Source organism: Acinetobacter sp. HR7 (genome assembly GCF_000773685.1).
GTDB lineage: Bacteria > Pseudomonadota > Gammaproteobacteria > Pseudomonadales > Moraxellaceae > Acinetobacter > Acinetobacter thermotolerans.
On record NZ_JPQO01000059.1, the window covers coordinates 1 to 20,738 of the forward strand.

General features: G+C 43.7%; 22 protein-coding genes. 10 read left to right on the forward strand and 12 right to left on the reverse strand.

Annotated features, from left to right (window positions below):
- Window positions 1-127: 127 nt before the first annotated feature.
- The 3 genes from uraH to GW12_RS03915 all read right to left on the reverse strand — a co-directional run bounded on the left by uraH (window position 128) and on the right by GW12_RS03915 (window position 2,188).
- Window positions 128-523 carry a hydroxyisourate hydrolase gene (gene uraH / locus GW12_RS03905; RefSeq protein WP_034583683.1) on the reverse strand — a complete coding sequence of 132 codons (396 nt, stop codon included), beginning with the start codon at window positions 521-523 and terminating at the stop codon, window positions 128-130.
- 112 nt (window positions 524-635) lie between these two features.
- Window positions 636-1,418, reverse strand: a complete 783-nt coding sequence (locus GW12_RS03910; RefSeq protein WP_034583686.1) for a pseudouridine synthase — start codon at window positions 1,416-1,418, stop codon at window positions 636-638.
- A 227-nt stretch (window positions 1,419-1,645) separates the two neighbouring features.
- A complete protein-coding gene (locus GW12_RS03915; protein WP_034583688.1) occupies window positions 1,646-2,188 on the reverse strand; it encodes an exonuclease domain-containing protein in 543 nt (180 codons plus the stop codon).
- Window positions 2,189-2,349: 161 nt separating this feature from the next.
- On the opposite strand from GW12_RS03915, the gene GW12_RS03920 reads away from it, so the two are divergent.
- The 4 genes from GW12_RS03920 (at window position 2,350) to GW12_RS03930 (ending at window position 6,133) form a co-directional block, all read left to right on the forward strand.
- A complete protein-coding gene (locus GW12_RS03920; protein ID WP_034583691.1) occupies window positions 2,350-2,943 on the forward strand; it encodes an outer membrane beta-barrel protein in 594 nt (197 codons plus the stop codon).
- 264 nt (window positions 2,944-3,207) lie between these two features.
- Window positions 3,208-3,339 carry a hypothetical protein gene (locus GW12_RS16085; protein ID WP_264673516.1) on the forward strand — a complete coding sequence of 44 codons (132 nt, stop codon included), beginning with the start codon at window positions 3,208-3,210 and terminating at the stop codon, window positions 3,337-3,339.
- Between the two features lie 171 nt (window positions 3,340-3,510).
- Window positions 3,511-4,062, forward strand: coding sequence for a M23 family metallopeptidase (locus GW12_RS03925; RefSeq protein ID WP_034583694.1), 552 nt, complete (start codon window positions 3,511-3,513; stop codon window positions 4,060-4,062).
- Window positions 4,063-4,147: 85 nt separating this feature from the next.
- Window positions 4,148-6,133, forward strand: a complete 1,986-nt coding sequence (locus GW12_RS03930) for an acyltransferase family protein (RefSeq protein ID WP_034583697.1) — start codon at window positions 4,148-4,150, stop codon at window positions 6,131-6,133.
- Window positions 6,134-6,183: 50 nt separating this feature from the next.
- On the opposite strand, the gene GW12_RS03935 is transcribed toward GW12_RS03930, so the two are convergent.
- Window positions 6,184-7,614, reverse strand: coding sequence for a pyridoxal phosphate-dependent aminotransferase (locus GW12_RS03935; RefSeq protein ID WP_034583700.1), 1,431 nt, complete (start codon window positions 7,612-7,614; stop codon window positions 6,184-6,186).
- Between the two features lie 227 nt (window positions 7,615-7,841).
- Between GW12_RS03935 and msrB the strand changes: the two genes are divergently transcribed.
- Genes msrB through GW12_RS03950 form a run of 3 tightly spaced genes read left to right on the forward strand, consistent with a single transcriptional unit; the run spans window position 7,842 to window position 9,256 of the window.
- On the forward strand, window positions 7,842-8,261 hold the full coding sequence (gene msrB / locus GW12_RS03940) for a peptide-methionine (R)-S-oxide reductase MsrB (RefSeq protein ID WP_034583702.1): 420 nt from the start codon (window positions 7,842-7,844) through the stop codon (window positions 8,259-8,261).
- Window positions 8,258-8,734, forward strand: a complete 477-nt coding sequence (locus tag GW12_RS03945) for a glutathione peroxidase (RefSeq protein WP_034583704.1) — start codon at window positions 8,258-8,260, stop codon at window positions 8,732-8,734. The genes msrB and GW12_RS03945 overlap by 4 nt, the downstream gene beginning before the upstream one ends.
- Before the next feature lie 57 nt (window positions 8,735-8,791).
- Window positions 8,792-9,256: an energy transducer TonB gene (locus GW12_RS03950; protein ID WP_034583731.1), complete on the forward strand. Its 465-nt coding sequence runs from the start codon at window positions 8,792-8,794 to the stop codon at window positions 9,254-9,256.
- A gap of 33 nt (window positions 9,257-9,289) precedes the next feature.
- Here GW12_RS03950 and dapC read toward each other — a convergent pair whose 3' ends face one another.
- From dapC to GW12_RS03980, 6 genes are all read right to left on the reverse strand, one after another.
- On the reverse strand, window positions 9,290-10,459 hold the full coding sequence (gene dapC, locus GW12_RS03955) for a succinyldiaminopimelate transaminase (RefSeq protein ID WP_034583706.1): 1,170 nt from the start codon (window positions 10,457-10,459) through the stop codon (window positions 9,290-9,292).
- Window positions 10,460-10,483: 24 nt separating this feature from the next.
- Window positions 10,484-13,150: a [protein-PII] uridylyltransferase gene (gene glnD, locus GW12_RS03960; protein WP_034583708.1), complete on the reverse strand. Its 2,667-nt coding sequence runs from the start codon at window positions 13,148-13,150 to the stop codon at window positions 10,484-10,486.
- Between the two features lie 29 nt (window positions 13,151-13,179).
- The gene (purT, locus tag GW12_RS03965) at window positions 13,180-14,394 is read right to left on the reverse strand and encodes a formate-dependent phosphoribosylglycinamide formyltransferase (RefSeq protein WP_171077660.1); all 1,215 of its coding nucleotides are present in this window, start codon (window positions 14,392-14,394) and stop codon (window positions 13,180-13,182) included.
- 126 nt (window positions 14,395-14,520) lie between these two features.
- Entirely contained in the window at window positions 14,521-14,967 is a 447-nt protein-coding gene (locus GW12_RS15850; protein WP_171077659.1) for a hypothetical protein, read from the reverse strand.
- Window positions 14,968-15,165: 198 nt separating this feature from the next.
- Window positions 15,166-15,513: an L-valine transporter subunit YgaH gene (gene ygaH, locus GW12_RS03975; protein WP_034583714.1), complete on the reverse strand. Its 348-nt coding sequence runs from the start codon at window positions 15,511-15,513 to the stop codon at window positions 15,166-15,168.
- Window positions 15,510-16,262: an AzlC family ABC transporter permease gene (locus GW12_RS03980; RefSeq protein WP_034583717.1), complete on the reverse strand. Its 753-nt coding sequence runs from the start codon at window positions 16,260-16,262 to the stop codon at window positions 15,510-15,512. The genes ygaH and GW12_RS03980 overlap by 4 nt, the downstream gene beginning before the upstream one ends.
- Window positions 16,263-16,367: 105 nt before the next feature.
- On the opposite strand from GW12_RS03980, the gene GW12_RS03985 reads away from it, so the two are divergent.
- Window positions 16,368-16,835 (forward strand): hypothetical protein, encoded by a 468-nt coding sequence (locus GW12_RS03985; protein WP_034583719.1) that lies wholly within the window; start codon window positions 16,368-16,370, stop codon window positions 16,833-16,835.
- Window positions 16,836-16,900: 65 nt separating this feature from the next.
- Here GW12_RS03985 and GW12_RS03990 read toward each other — a convergent pair whose 3' ends face one another.
- Window positions 16,901-17,596, reverse strand: coding sequence for a Crp/Fnr family transcriptional regulator (locus GW12_RS03990; protein WP_034583721.1), 696 nt, complete (start codon window positions 17,594-17,596; stop codon window positions 16,901-16,903).
- A gap of 102 nt (window positions 17,597-17,698) precedes the next feature.
- Here GW12_RS03990 and GW12_RS03995 point away from each other — a divergent pair, with 102 nt between their 5' ends.
- Entirely contained in the window at window positions 17,699-18,244 is a 546-nt protein-coding gene (locus tag GW12_RS03995; protein WP_034583724.1) for a DUF962 domain-containing protein, read from the forward strand.
- A gap of 54 nt (window positions 18,245-18,298) precedes the next feature.
- On the opposite strand, the gene ychF is transcribed toward GW12_RS03995, so the two are convergent.
- Window positions 18,299-19,390: a redox-regulated ATPase YchF gene (ychF, locus tag GW12_RS04000; protein WP_034583727.1), complete on the reverse strand. Its 1,092-nt coding sequence runs from the start codon at window positions 19,388-19,390 to the stop codon at window positions 18,299-18,301.
- Window positions 19,391-19,693: 303 nt separating this feature from the next.
- Between ychF and GW12_RS04005 the strand changes: the two genes are divergently transcribed.
- The gene (locus tag GW12_RS04005; RefSeq protein ID WP_034583729.1) at window positions 19,694-20,458 is read left to right on the forward strand and encodes a glutathione S-transferase family protein; all 765 of its coding nucleotides are present in this window, start codon (window positions 19,694-19,696) and stop codon (window positions 20,456-20,458) included.
- The last annotated feature ends 280 nt before the right edge of the window (window positions 20,459-20,738 follow it).

Consider the following 20,738-nt stretch of genomic DNA (forward strand, 5'->3'; position numbering starts at 1 on the left):
GCCTCTTTCATAAATCAAAAAACCAACAATAGATTGTTCGTTTTTTGATTTATGAAAGAGGCCTATTCTTAATATTCAACTTCAAGATAATACAAGCGCTCCTATCGCAAAGATAGAATCCTTATAACTAACTTCCTCGATATGTCGAGTAACCATAAGAACTCAACAACAGCGGAATATGATAATGGTCCAAAGTGCCATCAATTACAAAGACTACCGGAATTTCTGGGAAGAACGTCCGTTGATTATTTGCCTTAAACCAATCCCCAGTTTTAAACGTTATCTTGTAAACACCTTTCTGTAATGCAGTCTCTTTAGGATAAAGCTCCTTTACACGGCCATCCTTATCTGTTTTGGCTTCATTCAGTTTGACCCATTTCTCACCTTGTTGAGCTTCTAAAATCACAGCCACATTGGCAGAAGGTAAGCCAGTTTCCTGATTCAATACATGAACACTTAAAGGATTAGCAAAGCTAAAAGTAGGAAGCATAGTTGCAGCTAAAGTTAAAATTATTTTTTTCATGAGACTCATCGCAAAATGAATACTTGGTATTATTCTAATCAATTGAAAAATAAAAACGATTTAATTTATGTAATAAAAAGGGCGCTGTAGCACCCTTTAAGGAATCATCGAATTAGCGAGGACGACGGCCCCGGCTCTTAGTATTTGGACGGGTGGTACCATTGGTTTTGCGACGTGATTTTTCACCTTCTTCCATTTGCCAGATCCGTGGAGTACCTGATTTTTTCTTGGTACCGTCTTTATTCACCTTCTTGTTGATTGGTTTGCCTCCAGTGCCGCCTGGCTTTTTCACATAAGAACGTGAGCGATATGGCTGTTCTTCAGGCACATCTTTAAAGTCTGGATACAGTAAAGGTTCAATCTCTTTGGTTTCACCTGGTTGCAGACCAAGTTGAACCAGATCAATCGAACCGATTTTGGTACGGATCAGACGCAAAGTTGGAAAACCCACTGCTGCTGTCATACGACGTACCTGACGGTTACGGCCTTCACAGATCGAGATTTCTACCCAAGATGTCGGCACGGATGCACGGTAACGTACCGGAGGATCACGATCCCATAGCCATTCTGGTTGCTGAACTTTGATGGCTTTCGCTGGCAAGGTGATGCCATCTTTCAGCTCAACACCTTTACGCAGTTGTTCCAGTGCTTCTTCAGTGACATCTCCATCGACCTGAACCAGATAGGTTTTGAATTTTTTATTGGCAGGATTGGTGATGAACTGGTTTAAGCCACCATGATCAGTCAGGAATACCAAACCTTCTGAGTCCATATCGAGACGACCCGCCAGACGTAAGGTAGGATCATCAACGAAATCAGACATCGTCATGTGGGCTTCGTCTTTACGAAACTGGGAGAGGACGCCATATGGTTTATTTAGAATGACGATTTTCATAGGAAAAAACTTCTATAAATACAAAATAAAATGAGCAGATTTCTTCTGGCGGGGAAAGGTCGTGATCTCCCAGTGAAATCTAAAAGGGTGAATTTATAGGTTGCTATTATGCGGGAAGATGACCTGAAAATGTTGTGAATCTCAAATTATTTTTAATAGCCTAAACAGATATAACCATAAAATTATCACACTATTGATCATTTATCTGCTTCTTCAAAGTAAGTGAATCAATGTTTTATCTTGTCCATAATTAAACGAAATAGCTCCGCCTGAAAGATCGCATCTTGTAGCGCATTATGATTGCCACGCGATTCAGGGTTTAAAACCTCAATCATATTTTTTGCTCGGGTTTCCAGCCAGGTACTTCCAAAAGCACCCAAGTACATGGACTTAAGGTCCAGAGCCGCTACACCGAATGGATTATTACCGGTATATTTATGAAAATAATAATTCATAAATGACCAGTCAAAACTGGCATTTAATCCCACAAAGATCGGTGTTTCGGATTTTAAAAGATTTTCTTTTAGCCATTGGGTGCAATTCTGCATGGCTGTTGCTGGCTCAAGACCGGTCTTTGCCAATTCCTCTAGATCAAATCCTGCAACTTCTAAGGCTTTAGGATTGAACTTAAACGAGACAGGTTGTAATTCACAATAAAACTGAACTTCAGGTTGATCAATCCGGCACATGCCAAACGAGAGCATGTCATATTCGCCCGGAATTGGACCAGAGGCTTCAATATCAACAGAGATAAAAACTTCTTTTTTCATACGTGTTCTTTTCAAGCGGAATCAAGACGGGATTGACTTTATTATGGGGGAGAGGAACTCCGCCATCCATCTAAGAATTTTTACCCGATTTGATTATTTCTTGATTTATTTTTGATCAATAAATTAGTATCTTAAACGCTTAATAATAAAGAAGAGATCTTATGAAAAAATTAATTTTAGCCGGGGTAATTGGGGTCATTTCTGTAACTTCACAGGCAAATTCACCTGCTTATGGGTATCAAAGCAAACCATATAATATTGGTGTGGCAGTGGGCTATTCAGGCTTTAATATGAAGTCACATGACTGGTTCGAAGACGAGAGCTTTAATGGTGCATTTGTAAACCTGGAATATCATAGTCATCCGAGAGCCAGTATCTGGGCTGAATATAGCTACATGAAAGATGAATTCTGGGCGAGTGAAGGTACAGTCGGATATAAATACAAATTTTATGAGAACAATGACCTTTATACTGCCGGCTCTTTAGGTGTGGGTTATGCCTATATGGAAGATAAGGATACTGATCCAGATCTAGGCAAAACCAAGGTCGAACTAAAATATATCACGGTACCTGTTAATGCCGAGTTGGGTTTTAAGCCATCTGCACAAGTCGATCTATTTGGCACATTAGGCTATAAGTGGCTATATAACCGCAAAACCCGTATCTGTATTGATGGAGACTGTGCAGCAGGAAAACTGCATGCAGTTGATCTGGATGGTTTAATTTATAAGCTGGGTGTTCGCTATAATTTTTAGAGTTTTGAATCCCTGAGACATTCTTGAAGTATTGCGATATCTAATTTTCAACAACAGGAAGATTTTTCTTCCTGTTTTTTCATGTAAAAACATGTAGTTTTCGTAACCGAGTAAATGAATTATTCATATTAAAGTCATTCCTTTAAGATTTCATTTTTTACATTCACGTATTTTGATACAGCTCTTAGATTGGAATATTTAAAAGACCAGCTAGAGTAAGTCATACGATCTTGTGTAATAGAGAAAAGTCTCTCAGGAGTTGGTATGGCTAGATCTCAGTCAAAACATAAGCAAGTTCAGCAAAAGGACAAGAAGGAGTCTATGCAGGACGAAGAACAACAGCAACAGCAACAACCGCAAAAATCTAAACCATCACGGGCAAAAAAACGTAAATAGTCCCTAATAGGAATACCAGGTATTTAGACAAAGCCCTCGATCGAGGGTTTTGTTGTTTATACGGAATCTGAATGTTCAAATAATCGCGAAGAAAAATTACAAGAACAGGACGTGAGTCTAAACCGAATTGCATAAGATCATTTAAAGCAGAAAAGCAAATGAGAATAAGTAGTGCAGCATCTGACGGTTTCCTTATTATTAATCTCTATCTTGGTTAGTCTGACTGGCTGTGAACCACCACCATCGGGGCAGGCTGCGGGTTGGAAAAGCCCTTATTTATACTGGCTGTTGAGGAAAGATCCATTATCCCAACCCTTAACTATTCCAGTAGAAGGTGTGAAGCAAAGACAGCTCAACGACACTTGGGGTGCTGCACGGAGTGAAGGGCGGCAACATGAGGGAATTGATATTTTTGCCAAACACGGTACGCCTGTACTGAGTGCCACCAACGGCATCGTCAGGAAGATTGGCACCAATAATTTAGGTGGTAAAGTGATCTGGATTACCGGGCCTGAACTTACTAATCATTACTATGCCCATCTGGAGGATTATGCCGAGCATATTCAGGAAGGTGACTGGGTCGAAGCGGGTGAAGTGATTGCCTATGTTGGAAATACCGGGAATGCTAAAACCACGCCACCGCATCTGCACTATGGTATTTATTTGAGCGGGAAAGGTGCAGCCAATCCCTATCCTTATCTAAAAGCTGAAGAATTAAAATAAAGCGGCTATGTAAGATAAATGTAAAAGAACACAATTCAAGCAATGAAAAGCATAAAATAAAGCATCTCCCGCTTTTACGAACTTTATGAGCATTGCTTATCGGCCAGATATTGATGGGCTGCGTGCCATTGCAGTATCACTGGTCATTTTCAACCATTTAGGCTGGTCACTGTTTTCCGGCGGCTATATTGGTGTTGATATCTTCTTTGTTATTTCCGGCTATTTGATTACCACGATTCTGACGCGTGATATGCAATCACAACAGTTTTCCGTGGCACGATTTTATAAAAAGCGTGTTGTGCGTTTGGCTCCCGCTTATTTCACTGTCCTGACTATGGTTAGCTTGATCGCCTGGCAGGTGATGTTCCCAGGCGAACTGACCGAATATTTTAAAAGCGTCATGTATGCCACAGTTCTGATGGCCAACCTGTATATGCGTAATGAGGTAGGGGATTACTTTAGCCCGAATGTGGAAAATGTACCGCTGCTGCATTTATGGTCTTTGGGGGTAGAGGAACAGTTTTATATTTTCTGGCCCTTAATCTTATGGCTGTTTTTAAGCAAAGCCTCACGCAAATATCTTTGGCTATTAATCAGTACGCTTATTATTGCTTTACTGTTCTATGCCCAGTATCGACTGGCTGAAAATTCAGCCAAAGCCTATTACAGTATGCCGGTACGGGCATTTGAACTATTGATCGGGACATTAATCACCTGTCTGCCACAGCTGAAATTACCGAAAAGATTATTACAGGTTTTGATCTGGCTTGGGGTCATAGTTCTTTTCACAGTAGCTATATATTTTGATGAGCAAACGCCATTTCCCGGACTGATGGCACTGATTCCATGCCTAGCCACAGCAGTGATTATTTATCTGGGACAATCGCTTCCTGCAACCAATATCCTGTTGAGCAATCAATTGAGTACCTGGATCGGGAAGATTTCATATCCGCTCTATCTGTGGCACTGGCCGATCATTGTATTGTTCGGCATTTACATGTTGCCTTTAAATATGGAAAACCAGATCATCATTATCTTATTGTCAGTACTATTAGCATTTCTGACTTACCGGCTGGCAGAAAAACCGCTAAAACGGTTTGTGATGGCAGCCAATTACAAAGTGATAATTCTGGGCTTTCTGCTACCAGCAATTGGCTTTGTCAGTTTTGCCCAGATGGTGAAGCAGCATGAAGGTTTTCCAGAACGTTTTTCGCCGTCAGTGTATTCCCAACAAAAAGCTCTACATGCCTATGCGCATGTAATCCGTAGTAATTGTATGGACACAGCTCCTGAAACCTTACCGAAGGCACAAGATTGCGTATTGGGAGCACATAAAGAAGAGATTGATTTCCTGTTAATTGGTGACTCGCATGCCAATGCTTATACCGCCATGTTGGATGAATGGGCCAAAGATGCCAATTTACGTGGCTATGACATCGCGCAAAGCTCAACTTTCTATCTGCCTGGTGTGCAGCGTTTTGACCTAAAACAGAATCACTGGGATGAACTGAGCAAGTTCCAGCAGCGCAATGAAGCATTGACTAAGTATTTAGCAGAAAATCATTACCCGATGATCATTTTAGCTGGGTCTTATGCACCGTATTTTAGTGATGAAGTACGCTTAAAAGATGGTATACACCAAGACCAAAAAGAAATTTTTAAAGCAGGATTGATGAAGGCTTTGGAAATCACACATCAAGCTGCTGATCAGGTCGTTTTATTGAATGATGTGCCACGACTGGACTGGGAGGATGTTCCATCGGATTGTAATATCCGCAGTGAAATCTTGCATCGTCATGCTCAATGTACGGTTTCTCGAAAGAGTTATGAAATGCATCTCAAAGCTTTTAACCAGATTCTGATTGAAGCAAAACAGCAGTATCCAAATCTAAAAGTGATTGATCCGAACAAAGTAATCTGTGATGAAAAAGTCTGCCAGATCATGGTCAATCATGTACCTTTATACCGGTTGAAGGACGACAATCACATCAATGACCAAGGTTCACGCCAGCTCGGGATTGAATATCTGAAACGCTTTGGCAATCCATTAAAAGATATACAAGCTAAATAGAAGGCATAAAAAAACCGCGTTTAAAACGCGGTTTTTTTACATCGTATAAATTAACGCATTTTCGCCAGAAAACGGCCTAAACGGGTCAGTGCTTCACGCAGTTCATTTTCAGCTGGCAGGAATACCACGCGGAAGTGATCCGGGGTTGGCCAGTTAAAGCCGGTACCTTGAACCAATAACACTTTCTCGGCACGCAGCAGATCAAGCATCAGTTTCTCATCATCCTCAATCGGGTAGATTTCCGGATCAAGACGAGGGAAGCAGTACATCGCACCTTCTGGTTTGACACAGGTCACACCTGGAATGTCATTCAGCATTTCCCAGGCAATATTACGCTGTTCGTATAGACGACCACCTGGACGGATCAGGTCATTAATCGACTGGTAACCACCCAAGGCTGTTTGGATCGCGTATTGAGCCTGATGGTTGGCACACAGACGCATTGATGCCAGCATGTCCAGACCTTCGATGTAGTCGGTTGCGCGGGATTTATCACCGGTAATTGCCATCCAGCCAGAACGGTAACCGGCAATACGGTAGGCTTTCGAAAGACCGTTGAAAGACACACACAGATGATCACCTGCCAGTGAAGCCACAGACACATGCTCAATGCCGTCATAGATAATCTTGTCGTAGATTTCGTCCGCAAACAGGATCAGGTCATGTTTTTTCGCCAGATCCACGATTTGTTGCAATACATGACGTGGATAAACTGCACCCGTTGGGTTGTTCGGGTTGATGATCACGATCCCGCGGGTATTCGGGGTGATCTTGCTTTCCATATCCGCGATATCTGGATACCAGAAGTTTTCTTCATCACATTTATAGTGAATCGCAGTACCGCCTGACAGGTTTACAGCTGCTGTCCACAGTGGATAGTCCGGCATTGGAATCAGCATTTCATCGCCGTCATCGAGCAGACCCTGCATTGCCATCACGATTAGTTCAGATACGCCATTACCCACATACACATCATTGACATGCATATTGAGAATGCCTTTCTGCTGATAATACTGACAGATCGCCTTACGCGCCGGGAAAATACCTTTAGAGTCGGTATAACCAATTGCATTTGGCAGGTTCAGTGCCACATCATTAATGATTTCTTGCGGTGCTTCAAAGCCGAATGGAGCAGGGTTACCAATATTTAGTTTGATAATCTTATGTCCGGCTTCCTCCATCTCGTTGGCCGCTCGTAACACAGGTCCGCGAATGTCGTAGCATACATGCTCAAGCTTAGACGATTTCTTGATTTCGCGACGGTTTTGGAGAGTGTTCGGCATTTTGATGTTCCCAGTAGGCGTGGAGGTCACTTTTGCATAACGATATAAATAGCTTTTAAATGTCTCAGTGGTGACTAGATCGAGATTATGTTCCTCTCGGAGTAATGCAACAATTTTTTCATGCGTAAATCCAAGCTGCTGATATTTTCTGATCACAGGCAACAGATTTTTAAAAATTACGCTTTTTTTTTGCGACATTTTTTAATCCTGAGAAAATTTAGTCCTAAGCCTACCACTAAAACAATCTTCAAAAAAGCATTTATTGGATAATTTGCTTACTTTTGTGTTTTATTTTGCTTACTTTTTGCTTTTTAGTGGATTATATATCTTTTGTAAATTGTGAAATAAACACTAGAAAATTTAAAGTGAATCACGTAAATATAGGATTATCCTATTTTAAATAGAAAGATAGAAAGGGACGTATCATGGGAAAACTCAGTAAAACAGACAGAGAATGGCAAAGAGAGTTATCGCCGGAAGAGTTCCGTATCACTCGTCAAAAAGGGACTGAACCCGCATTCACCGGTAAGTACTGGAATACCAAGCAGGCAGGCACTTATGTCTGTCGCTGTTGTGGTACCCCTTTATTTTCGTCGGAAACCAAATATGACAGCGGCAGCGGCTGGCCAAGTTTTTACAAGGCAATTAATAGCGCTGCAATCGAAGAGCATACCGATACCTCGCATGGTATGGTGAGAACTGAAATTGTTTGTCATTATTGTGACGCACATTTGGGGCATGTGTTTCCGGATGGGCCACAGCCAACTGGACTACGCTACTGTGTGAACTCCGCTTCATTAGAATTAAAAACAGAAGAAAAAACCGATGAGGAAAATTATCCATGACCAACATATATCAGTTTGAAGCTGAATTGTTAGATGGAAAAATAAAACAATTTTCAGATTATGAGGGGAAGGTCTTATTGATCGTGAATACAGCCAGCAAGTGCGGTTTTACCCCGCAGTTTGCCGGACTGGAAAAACTATATGAGAAATATAAAGACCAGGGATTTGAGGTGCTCGGCTTTCCATGCAACCAGTTTGGGGGGCAGGATCCAAGCTCAAATGAGCAGATTGGAGCCTTCTGTCAGAAGAACTATGGGGTAACGTTCCCGATGTTCTCCAAGATTGATGTCAAAGGTCCGGAAGCGCATGCGATTTTCCGTTACCTGACCAATAATTCCAAAGGTGTTCTCGGCAATGGCATCAAATGGAACTTTACCAAGTTTCTGATTGGCCGTGATGGTAAAATTTTGAATCGTTTTGCCCCGACCACCAAGCCGGAACAGCTAGAAGCCGAGATCGAAAAAGCCCTATAATGACTTATATTTATGGCGGTCTTAAGGCCGCCTGATCTCATCTACCCACATATGGTCATGTCATTTCTACCAATATTCAAAAAATTGCTGTGTAGCTTAGCTATTGGACTATTAATTCCTTCTGTCTATGCACAAAGTGAAGCTGATCAAAAAGTCCAGCAGTTGCTGAATACACTCAAGCAGCCCGTGCCGACCTATACACCACCTAAGGTGGATAATGCGGTGCCTGCACATTTGCTCGCAAAGAAACAGCATTATGAAGTGACCTGGCTGAAAGAACCCTATCTAAAATTTACTGATGCTGAACTGCAGCGTGCCAAAACAGCCACCATCAAAATGACCGTGATTGCGCATAGTGGTCTGATTACGCAGGTGGAGATCATCAAAAGTTCAGGTCTGAAGGTGGTGGATGCCAAGATTAAGGATGCCGTGATGGCAGCTAAGCTGGAACCGATCCGCGGCGTGGACCAGAATCTGACCTATACCTTGCAGCATGACATTCCAATAAAAAATCCACTGTAGCAACAGTGGATTTTTTATATTAGTGTGATGTGATTAGAGAATCGATTTGAGTCGTTTAATCACTTCTTTACATTGTGCCAGATCAGCAACCAAGGCCAGGCGTACATGGTTTTCACCAGGATTGCCTTGTTCGGTATCGCGAGACAGGTAACGGCCAGGAAGTACCTTGATATGAGCCTGTTCCATCAAGCGTTTAGCAAACGCTTCGTCATTATCAACTTTCAGCCAGTAGTAGAAACCAGCATCCGGCTTTTTCAGTGGTAGCAGGTGACCAAGTTCTTTTTGAAACAGGTCAAACTTGGCACGGTATTGTACGCGGTTTTCTTCGACATGCGCTTCATCGTCCCAAGCGGCAATAGATGCCAGCTGATGTTGTACCGGCATTGCTGCACCGTGGTAAGTACGGTATTGCAGATACGGTTTTAACAGGCTTGCATCACCAGCGACGAAGCCTGAGCGCATACCTGGCAGGTTGGAACGTTTAGACAGTGAGTGGAAAACGATACAGTTTTTATAGTCATCACGGCCGATTTCAGCACAAACCTCTAGCAGGCCAGTTGGTGCTTCATCAAACCACAGTTCTGAATAACATTCGTCTGATGCAATCACAAAACCGTATTGGTCCGACAGCGCAATAAGTTTTTTAAACTGTTCTTTAGACAGCACTGCACCCGTTGGGTTACCCGGTGTGCAGACAAACAGTAATGCAGTTTTTTCCCAGACTTCTGCAGGAACCGCATCGAAGTCACCGAGATAGTTATTTTCTTCAGTACAGTTAATGAAGTATGGCTTCGCACCTGCAAGCAGGGTTGCACCTTCATAGATTTGATAGAACGGATTCGGCATCACCACATAAGGGGCATCTTCACGTTTAATCAGCGCTTGTACAAAAGAGAAAATCGCTTCACGGGTACCGGATACTGGCAACACGTTGCTATCTGCACTGATGCTGTTCAGCTTAAAGCGGCGAGTCAGCCAGTTGGCAATACTGCTACGTAACTCAGGCAGACCTTTCGAGTTTGGATAGGTCGACAGATGCTGAAAATTGTCGATAATCGCCTGTTTCACGAACTCAGGAGCCGGATGCTTTGGTTCCCCAATCGACAGGGGAATTAAAGGCAGATCCGCAGGCTTAATATCCGAAAAAAGTTTATTTAACTTTTCAAATGGATAAGGATGCAATAAAGACAAGCTAGAGTTCATGAATGAGTTACCGCGTTTTAATGTTTAGTGTTGACTACTGACCTGATGAGAGGCTTCATCCAGTGCAGCTTTCAGGGCTGCTGCAAATTCAGCGGATTCTTCAGGTGTCATAGGGTGACCATCTTTCTTGGTGACGAAGAAAATGTCCTCGGCACGTTCGCCCAGTGTGGCAATTTTAGCAGAATGGATATCCAGACCACGCATCATAAACAGACCACCGACTTTGGCAAGCAGGCCGGGCTGATCCAGCGTAGCGATTTCGACCATATTCTGGTTCAGCACTGGATTCAGGTTGATATCCACTGTATTTTCAATGTCAAAGTGACGCAGCAAGCGCGGAATACGGCGCTGCATCAGGCCAGGATATTTGTCAGATTGACTCAGGGCTGTTTTTAGCGATTCAATGACTTTACTTTCGCGCTCCGGATCGGTCAGCAAAGTACCGAAACGATCCAGCACCACATAAGTATCCAGGCTAAAGGCTTTGGCTGCCGTAATAATCCGTGCATCCTGTACGTCCAGATCCATACGGTCCAGAATCGCCACCGTGGTTGCAAACAGGTTTGGTTTGTCCTGAGTATAGATAAAGATCTGTACCGCATCCTGAGCGAATTTATGGTGGGCACGCATCAGCACCAGTGGTTCAGGGTTGTCCCCATGTTCCAGAATGGCACGGGTATGCCAGGCGATTTCATCTGCTGACTCTTTGACGAAGTAATCATCACCAAGTTCCTGCCAGACTTTCTCCACTTCCGCCAGTGAGAAATCTTGTACCAGCAATTCACTAGCAGCAAATTTGGTATCTTCGATCAGCATCTGATAATCCACTGGACGCCCCAGACCAGAACGAATCACGTCACGCGCGCTGGTGTATAGCTGACGCATGAGGGATGCACGCCAAGTATTCCAGAGTTTTGGATTGGTTGCATTGATATCGGCAACAGTCAGGGTATAGAGATAGTCCAGATGCTCCATGTCACCCATAAGTTCGGCGAATTCTTTCACTACATCCGGATCGGAAATGTCTTTCTTCTGCGAGGTCATCGACATCAGCAAGTGGTTCTGGATCAGCCAGGCGACCAGATTGCATTCACGTTCGGTAAAGCCATGCGCGCGGCAGAAATTAATCGCATCTTCAGCACCGAGTTCGCTGTGATCCCCACCACGACCTTTGGCAATGTCATGGAATAGCGCAGCCAGGAACACGATGTCACGACGGCCAAGACGCTGGAATACGGAACTTACGACCGGGAAATCACGGGCAAATTCAGGCTCTTTAAAGCGGTTCAGGTTGCGCAGTAACAGCAGGGTATGTGCATCAACGGTGTAGATATGGAACAGGTCATACTGCATCAGACCGATGATCTGACCAAAGGCCGGAATATAATTACCCAGCACGCCATAGCGTTTCATCGCCACTAGCGTTTCATACAGGCGGTAAGGCGAACGGATAATTGCCATAAACAGCGCCTGATGGGCTGGATTGTTACGATAATTGTGATCAATACGTTTAGCGGCCAGAATGAGCAGACGCAAGGTGCGGGCACGAATGCCTTCAATTTCCGGACGGTTTGCCAGTAGATAGAAGAGTTCTAGAATGGCAGCTGGGTTTTCCGAAAAGATTTTATGGTGCTGAACCGCCAGCTTGCCATCCACCAGCTTGAAGTTCTCGTTAATTTCTTCAATCTTGCGCTCATAGTTCGGCAAGCGTGGGGTAATCACCGATTCATTAAAATAGGCCAGCAGCATTTCATTCAGCGTTGATACCTGCTGGGCATTGCGGTAATAACGCTTCATGAACTGTTCGATTGGGTAGTTCGGTGATTGGCCTTCTTCACGCTCATAGCCAAATTTTGCTGCAATATCACGCTGATAGTCGAACAGCAGGCGGTTTTCATCGCGTTTGGTCATGCGATGTAAGTGATGGCGAATTTCCCAGAGGAAACTCTCAGCTTCTTCTAAGACTGCGAGTTCAAATTCGGAAATAAAGCCGAGATGGACCAGATCGTAAATCCGGTTGACGCGGAAATGGCGTTTGGCAATCCAGCCGATCTGATTAATGTCACGCAGACCGCCCGGTGCATTTTTAATATCCGGTTCGAGATTGCTCTCGGTATTGTTGTGCTGAGCATAGCGTTTTTGCTGCTCTTCCATCTTGGCATCAAAGAAAGTCTTATCGGTCCAAGACTGTGACACGATACGGCGTGGCCATTTTGCCAGACCTTCATTGCCGGTAATCAGGCGAGCTTCAATTAGGGTAGTGGCAACCGTCAGGTCACTGCTGGCCTGATTCACACATTCACTGATGGTACGTACGCTGATACCCGGCTTGAAATTACCCACATCCCAAAGCGATGAAATGAAAGTGGAAATCAGCTGCTCCTGTTCTGAGGTAATCTCATCCTCAGACAGGATCATGATGTCAACATCGGAATAAGGCAGCATTTCACGGCGGCCGTAGCCACCGACCGCAAACAGGCCTAAATCAGTCTGATCAAGTCCGGCATGCTGCCACAGGAATTCAAGCGCTTCGTCAATCAGACTGGATCGGGTGCGAATAATGTTACGGATCGGTTCGCCATTTTCAAAATACTCCTGCAGCTGGTGTTCCACATCACTACGCCATTCATTGATGGCTTTAATGTCATGGATGCTTTTGGTGTAATTCAGCAATGGCAGGGTATTGATCATGAACAGTCGTCCGTTTTATTTCAGCTTACTTAGTTTTGGTTCACACTGACTTGTTGAGCCACCTGTTGTGCAAGTTCACGTGCCTGATCTGTGGTTTCAGCACGTGCAGTGGCCACACCCATCCGACGGCGTTTGAAACCTTCCGGTTTACCAAACAGGCGCAAGTCAGTGTTGCCGTCAGCTAAAGCAAGATTCAGGCCAGAATAAGACAGGTTCTTGTCATCTACACCAGCATAAATCACTGCGCTGGCTGCAACGCTATGACGAGCTGTATTGACTGGCAGACCCAGAATCGCACGCGCATGCAGTTCAAATTCGCTCTGGAATTGAGATGCCAAAGTCACCAGACCTGTGTCGTGTGGACGAGGTGATACTTCACTAAACCACACTTTGTCACCTTTGACAAAGAGTTCTACCCCAAAAATACCGCAACCGCCAAGCGCAGTGGTGACTTTATTGGCAATTCGTTTCGCTTCTTCCAATGCAGCCGGTGTCATTGGCTGTGGTTGCCAGCTTTCAACATAGTCACCGGAGTCCTGACGGTGGCCAATTGGGTCGCAGTAAGAGGTTTCGATTTCATCAGTTTTTGGATTTTTGGCACGAACCGTCAGCAGGGTAATTTCAAAATCAAAATCGATTTGTGATTCGACAATCACTTTACCCTGATTTACACGACCACCGGTTTGCGCATATTCCCAGGCAGCATCGACTTCTGCAAAGCTTTTTACGCGGGACTGGCCTTTACCAGAAGACGACATTACCGGTTTTACAAAGTTTGGATAACCAATGTCATCACAGGCTGCGCGGAAAGATTCGAGAGAATCGGCAAAACGGTAAGCTGAAGTTGGCAGGCCAAGTTCTTCCGCTGCCAGACGACGGATGCCTTCACGGTTCATGGTCAGGTTCACCGCTTTTGCAGAAGGAATCACACTGGCAATATTCTGCTCTTCAATTTCCACCAGTACCTGAGTCGCAATCGCCTCGATTTCCGGCACGATCAGGTTTGGCTGGACCTGATCAATCAGTTTACGCAGTTCTTCAGGATCCGCCATGTTCAAGGTATGCGACTGATGAGCAACCTGCATGGCTGGTGCATGATCATAACGGTCAGCAGCATGGACTTCTACACCCAGACGTTGCAGGGAAATGACCACTTCCTTGCCCAGTTCGCCTGAACCCAGTAATAAAACCTTAAAGGCTGAAGCCTGTAATGGGGTACCAATCGTCACGCTCATGTAAATCATCCATGCTTGATTTTATAGGCTTTTAGCATAGCAGAACTCAATGCTTAGATAAGCCAAGTTTCATACAAAATTGTGATATTGGCCAACAGTTTTATTTATAAAGTTAATAGAAATTTAATACTTAAATCAGGCTGATTGCTGGATGACATCAGCTACAGGATTTAAATGATAAATCCGATTTTGCGGGTTTTGTGTTTCCATTTTAAGAATCTGCTCTGGACTTAAATCCAGCAAGCGTAGGAGTTTCATGGTTTGATAACGTTGCCAGCAGAGATATGGAAGGGCAAAAGGAAGGACAAAGCCAATGGTGAATAATCCAAGTCCTATAAGACAGAGTACTAAGGCATCTAGCATTACCTTACCTAACTGGAAATGACCAACAGAAAATGCTGCAAGGGAAAAGAAGAACATTAGCAGGGCAAATACAAAGCCAAATAGTTGTAGCGCATTCGGTAATATGCGCTGTTTTAAACTCCAATAACCAAAGAGCACATTCTGAGGATGTAAATGGACGATCTGCTGGGTTTGATTCAGCATGTACTTCGAGGAAATGACCCACAAAGTTCTGAGCATGGATAAAACATTCAAAATAACAGGCAGGCAAACTGCTACGTGAATATTGTAATGGTTCATCCCAGCGTTGATGAATAAAGATTTTCCCCTCAACAACCTGTTTTGGCTCGAACATATGAATGTCTCTATTTATTATTTTTCATTAAAAAAGGCCTATGTCTGAATGTAGCATAAGCCTTTTATATATTTATTTAATTTTTAAAAATGAATTGGTACATAAGTATAAATCAAACCATAAGTCAGTGCGGCAGTTAAGGTCGCCATGACAATGCGCTTGAACTTGAAATATAGAGCGGTAAGGACAATAAAGCCGGCCAGCATCGCCACGCTTTTATCTGGCGTTTCCAGTAAAGGTGGCAGGGTAGCGACCACCAGCATGGCACTAATGGCAGAAATCCCGATCGCACCCAAGGCAATTTTCAGCCATAGCGCACCACGTTTTTGTGTGCCTTGCTGCAATTTCTGAATCACAAAAAAAGGACCAAAACGGGAGGAGAAATTGGCAATCCCGACAATAATCCCGACCAGAATAATTTCTAAACTCATAGCTCTTCTCCCAGATACTCAGGATCGGGACGTTTCAACACATAATGCTTGAACAGCCCAGCCAGAATACCGGAACTGATACCAATAAAGATCGCCGCAGATAGGTCAATCATGTAGCAGGCTATTGCGGAAACGATAATGGTTACAGCCACGACAAAAGTATGTTTCTTTTCAAAGGCTGCCAGCAGGAAGCTCAGGAACAGGGCCGGCAACAGGAAGTCTAGTGCTGCCTGTAAAAATTGCGGTAAGTGACTGACTTGATCGGCAAATAATCCACCTAAGAATGAACCAGTGGCCCAAGATAGCCAGCTAAATAAACTCAGGCCCAGCATCCAGGATTCCGACCATTCCTGACGCCGTTGAGACAATTTGATCATACCAGAAGCAAATACTTCATCGGTCAGTCCCCAGGCCCAGATTGCAGTTTTTTTCAGATTGAGACGATCCTGAATCAGGTTTTGTAAGGCTGGGCCATAAAGCAGATGACGGATATCGAGTGCAATCACGGTGAGTGCGGTCATCCAGATAGACGTACCGCTACCAAGCAAAGCCACGACCAGAAACTGGCTGGCACCAGCATACATGGAACAGGAGAGAAATAAAGCTTCCCAGGCACTAAAGCCAAACTGGGTTGCAGAAACCCCAAAAGCAAAAGATACGGGCAAGTAAGTAAAAATAATCGCTTGGCTGTCTTTGGCGCCTTGCCAAAAACTGGCTGGTTTTACAGCGTGTTGGTTAAATTCGGACACAGCACACCTTGATGGGAGAGTTGAACAAGGGGTCAAATGGTAATTGAGTATTGTACGTGAATTTACTAGCATAGTGCCGAATTGTTTAAGATGGCGAGCCTGATAATGTTAATGTTCAAGACCCGTTCCTTGTTAAATGTTGCTTTAGTCAGCACAGCATTGCTGCTACAGGCCTGCGGAAGTGAAGAGGGCAAGCCAGCACCAGAAATCAAGCCAGCGCCGAAGCTCAGCAATGATGCCACCAGCTATGCCAATGAAGCTTGGAAATTCATCAATGAAGTTGATCCGCTGGTGTATAATAAGCAGATCGATCAGCTGGATACCAAAGTTCGCCAGCCAGCGCGTAAGCTGAGCACGGACTGGCGCATCAATGTGAAAATGACCGATTCGGTGACAGAAGGCAAATATGCACTATGCCGTAAAGCTTTAACCAGTCTGGAAATCTGGGCACGAACCACAGCTGAAAATAGTAATGGCCTAGCACAGAAACAGGCCGATTATGAACGTGATAAAAAGCAGTGTGGAGACGCGATTGCCAATCCTGCTCTAGGCAATACCGATCCGAAGAAATAATTAGATAGATCGAGATTAATAAGGCTGGGTTAAATACTCAGCCTGATTTTTTGTAAGATAAAAAATTAATAAATCTGGGTGCTGGCAAGTTGCTTGAGTTTGGCAAGATCCAGAATCTCGTTTTGTTTAAATGCAAGTTTTAAAATCTGCATTTTTTCCAGTTGTTGCAGTTCCTGATTGATGGTCTGGCGTGAACACATCAACATTTGTGACAGCTGTTCCTGGGATAGTTGAATGGTCTGGGTTTCAATCACTTGATGATTGCCATAACCGTGAAGAATAAATAGCAGACGTTGTGCCAGGCGTTGCTGCAAGGTCTGGGTCTGGATGGAAAACAGTTCGAGCAGGGCATAACGCAGTTTCTGGCTCATGAGCTGACTCAGGTGGAACCAGAAAACAGGATGTTCTTCCAGTAATTGATGAATAAATGTCGCTGGAATATGCAGTAATAATGATTTTTTACTGGCAATGGCATGATGCGAGCGTGGCTGCTGATCGACCAGTGAAATTTCACCAAACCAGATGATGGGTTCAGCAATCACGGAAACAGCTTCTTTGCCATGAATATCGGTGACACCTAAGCCGATAGCTCCCTCCAATACGGCATAAATCCCGTCAAAGAGATCACCTGCATAGAATAGGGCTTGTCCTTTTTCAATGGAAACGATTCCCGCTTGTTCTAACAGACGACTTTGAAATAATTCGGGTAATTTTGAGAACCAGTTATTCTTTTTTAATTCAATCAGATATTTTTCTTCCACTGATTTTTATGCTCCGAGCGCTAAAGGGTTGTCATCCAGCTGACAACTTACAAATTTGACTTAGATTATAGTGCAATGGATGACCAGACAAGGAAGAATAATATGACCAGATTGGAACGATTATTAAGTCAGTATGCAGCTTATCATCTTGATCGGAAAAATGTCACCACGCATTTTATTGGGATTCCACTCATTGTTTTTTCAGTCATATGCTTGACCGTACGGGCTTCCGTTTTTCTGTCAGGCTATGAACTGACATTGGCATTAGTAGTATTAACAGTATCCATTCTTTACTATCTGACAATTGATGTATTTTTTGCATTATTGATGTCTTTTATTTTTATGTTTGCTTATCCCTATGCCTATGGGATCGCACAGTGGGAGACTAATCTGTGGTTAAGCAGTAGTGTATTTATCTTTATTGTGGGCTGGGCATTTCAGTTCGTCGGTCACGTTTATGAAAAGAAAAAGCCGGCCTTTATGGATGATCTGATTGGTCTGGCAATTGGCCCTTTATTTGTACTGGCGGAACTGGTGTTTTTACTTGGCTTTCGCAAGGAACTGGAAGAGAAAGTACTTCTTGAAGCACGTAAACAGCGCCTGCTGATGGAGCAGGATGAGACATTTTCCGAAATGATCAGCAAATAATTTTCATTCATACATAAAAAAGCCCCAGATTTGGGGCTTTTTCTTGGCTTCAATTTAGACGTTGAAACGGAAGTGCAGCACGTCACCGTCCTGAACGATATAGGTTTTACCTTCCAGACGCCATTTACCAGCTTCTTTAGCACCTGCTTCGCCGTTGTACTGAACGAAGTCTTCATAAGAAATACATTCAGCGCGGATAAAGCCTTTTTCGAAATCCGTATGGATCACACCAGCCGCTTGAGGGGCAGTTGCACCGACTTTCACAGTCCATGCACGAACTTCCTGTACACCGGCAGTAAAGTAAGTTTGCAGACCCAACAGACCATAACCTGCACGGATTACTACGTTCAGACCTGGTTCTTCCATACCCATGGCTTCCAGGAATTCAGCACGTTCATCATCTTCCAGCAGGGAAATTTCTGCTTCGATTTGGTTGCAGAGCGGAACCACGATTGCATTTTCAGCAGCAGCCAGTTCACGTACTGCATCTAGGTGTGGGTTATTTTCAAAACCGTCTTCAGCCACGTTAGCAATGTACATGGTTGGTTTTAGAGTTAACAGACCAAAACCACGAACCAGTTTACGTTCATCCTCATCAAGATTCGCTGCACGGGCAGGTTTGCCTTCGTCCAGAAGAGGAAGAATTTTGTCGAGAACTGCTTTAGTTGCGATTGCTTCTTTGTCGCCCCCTTTTGCAGACTTCGCTAAGCGAGTCACGGCTTTAGTCACAGTTTCCAGGTCAGCCAGTGCTAGCTCAGTATTGATGGTCGCGATGTCATCTAACGGATCAATTTTGCCATTCACGTGAATCACATTTTCGTCTTCGAAACAACGTACTACGTGAGCAATGGCATCCGTTTCACGGATGTTGGCCAGGAACTGGTTACCCAGACCTTCACCTTTGGAAGCACCAGCCACCAGACCTGCGATATCTACGAATTCCATGGTGGTTGGTACCACACGTTGAGGTTTTACGATTTCTGCAAGTTTGTCCAGGCGTGGATCTGGTACAGGCACGATACCGGTGTTTGGTTCAATCGTACAGAATGGGAAGTTTTCTGCAGCAATTGCAGCTTTAGTTAATGCATTGAAAAGCGTAGATTTACCAACGTTTGGCAGGCCTACAATACCACAATTAAAACCCATGAAATAACTCACAAAGCGTTATATAAAAATTGCCAGTGATTTTACATGAAAGTACCGATAAAGTCAGTTGATATGAGGATGCTTTATGACAATCCCCTGGTTCATCATTTGGTATTTCCTAAATTTGTATTTATCCAACTTAAAATTCAGATGGTCCAATGCAAACAGGATTTCTTTATCCGATGATGAGTAGCGTGAAAATGATAGAAAAGCCGATTGTTTTTGTCAGATTGAATCACTAAAGTATTCAATATTATAAAGTCTGATATAAACAAACATCAGTTCCGTCCACAGGGAGAATACATGCGCACTTTATACCAGTTTCCACTTTCTCATTTTTGTGAAAAGGCACGCTGGATGCTGGATTACAAAGAGCTGGAATATGTTGCGCAAAATCTGATGCCGGGTGCCCATCGTGCCTTTGCCCGCCTGAAAACCGGACAAAACCGTTTACCGATTCTGCGCGATCGGGAACAGTGGATTGCGGACACGACCAAGATTGCCTTATATCTGGATAAGCAATATCCCGAACATCGTTTATTACCTGCAGAAGGGAACTTACGTCAGCAGGCATTGGATATTGATGAAATGACTCAGGAACTGGGACGTCATGTGCGTCGCTGGATGCTGGCTCAGGCTTTATCTTATGATCATGAATCGATGGATATTCTGATTGGAGAAAAGGGTTATTTGCGTCAGTTTGAAAAATTCTCCAAGCCCTTGCTCAAAACCATTCTGACCAAGGGTTATGCTTTGACTGCGGAAACCTTGGAACAATCAAAACAATATATTAAGAATTCGGTCGAGCAACTGAATCAGATCCGTATAGAAAAAGACGGGCCTTATCTGGTCGGTTCACGTTTCTCTCTGGCCGATATTGCGGTTTGTTCGATTCTGGCCCCTTTATTGGCCATTCCGGGAACGCCGTGGGAACGGGAAAGCTTTGAATCAATGTCGGATGAATATCGAGAATATCAAAGTCATCTGGCCGATTTGCCATTGGGACAATATATTCAAAAGATGTATCGCAATGAGCGTAATGCGCGAGTAGATTGGCGTGGGGTATAAAATTTTAAAAGTAAAAAAACGCGCATAAAGCGCGTTTTTTATAAGATCAGAATTAACCCCAAGGGCTGGTTTGATCAATATCGTTCTGTGATCCTAGACAAAATAATGGACAGCACGTCCCTCTAAAGATAACGTAACTTTAATCTTTGGAGATTCAAGAAATGGCTATCTTGCGCAGCAATGCTGCTCAAGTCCTGAATTTAAACAGCAAGCAATTGATTATGTACTTTCAAACTCGCACGAATCTTTAGCTGCAATCGCCCAGAAATTAGGTGTTGGT

Excerpts from the sequence above, each read along its gene's own strand:
- uraH (WP_034583683.1), bottom strand. The coding sequence starts at position 523 with ATGAAAAAAATAATTTTAACTTTAGCTGCAACTATGCTTCCTACTTTT.
- GW12_RS03910 (WP_034583686.1), bottom strand. The coding sequence starts at position 1,418 with ATGAAAATCGTCATTCTAAATAAACCATATGGCGTCCTCTCCCAGTTT.
- GW12_RS03915 (WP_034583688.1), bottom strand. The coding sequence starts at position 2,188 with ATGAAAAAAGAAGTTTTTATCTCTGTTGATATTGAAGCCTCTGGTCCA.
- GW12_RS03920 (WP_034583691.1), top strand. The coding sequence starts at position 2,350 with ATGAAAAAATTAATTTTAGCCGGGGTAATTGGGGTCATTTCTGTAACT.
- GW12_RS16085 (WP_264673516.1), top strand. The coding sequence starts at position 3,208 with ATGGCTAGATCTCAGTCAAAACATAAGCAAGTTCAGCAAAAGGACAAG.
- GW12_RS03930 (WP_034583697.1), top strand. The coding sequence starts at position 4,148 with ATGAGCATTGCTTATCGGCCAGATATTGATGGGCTGCGTGCCATTGCA.
- GW12_RS03935 (WP_034583700.1), bottom strand. The coding sequence starts at position 7,614 with ATGTCGCAAAAAAAAAGCGTAATTTTTAAAAATCTGTTGCCTGTGATC.
- msrB (WP_034583702.1), top strand. The coding sequence starts at position 7,842 with ATGGGAAAACTCAGTAAAACAGACAGAGAATGGCAAAGAGAGTTATCG.
- GW12_RS03945 (WP_034583704.1), top strand. The coding sequence starts at position 8,258 with ATGACCAACATATATCAGTTTGAAGCTGAATTGTTAGATGGAAAAATA.
- GW12_RS03950 (WP_034583731.1), top strand. The coding sequence starts at position 8,792 with ATGTCATTTCTACCAATATTCAAAAAATTGCTGTGTAGCTTAGCTATT.
- dapC (WP_034583706.1), bottom strand. The coding sequence starts at position 10,459 with ATGAACTCTAGCTTGTCTTTATTGCATCCTTATCCATTTGAAAAGTTA.
- glnD (WP_034583708.1), bottom strand. The coding sequence starts at position 13,150 with ATGATCAATACCCTGCCATTGCTGAATTACACCAAAAGCATCCATGAC.
- purT (WP_171077660.1), bottom strand. The coding sequence starts at position 14,394 with ATGATTTACATGAGCGTGACGATTGGTACCCCATTACAGGCTTCAGCC.
- GW12_RS15850 (WP_171077659.1), bottom strand. The coding sequence starts at position 14,967 with ATGCTCAGAACTTTGTGGGTCATTTCCTCGAAGTACATGCTGAATCAA.
- ygaH (WP_034583714.1), bottom strand. The coding sequence starts at position 15,513 with ATGAGTTTAGAAATTATTCTGGTCGGGATTATTGTCGGGATTGCCAAT.
- GW12_RS03985 (WP_034583719.1), top strand. The coding sequence starts at position 16,368 with ATGTTAATGTTCAAGACCCGTTCCTTGTTAAATGTTGCTTTAGTCAGC.
- GW12_RS03995 (WP_034583724.1), top strand. The coding sequence starts at position 17,699 with ATGACCAGATTGGAACGATTATTAAGTCAGTATGCAGCTTATCATCTT.
- ychF (WP_034583727.1), bottom strand. The coding sequence starts at position 19,390 with ATGGGTTTTAATTGTGGTATTGTAGGCCTGCCAAACGTTGGTAAATCT.
- GW12_RS04005 (WP_034583729.1), top strand. The coding sequence starts at position 19,694 with ATGCGCACTTTATACCAGTTTCCACTTTCTCATTTTTGTGAAAAGGCA.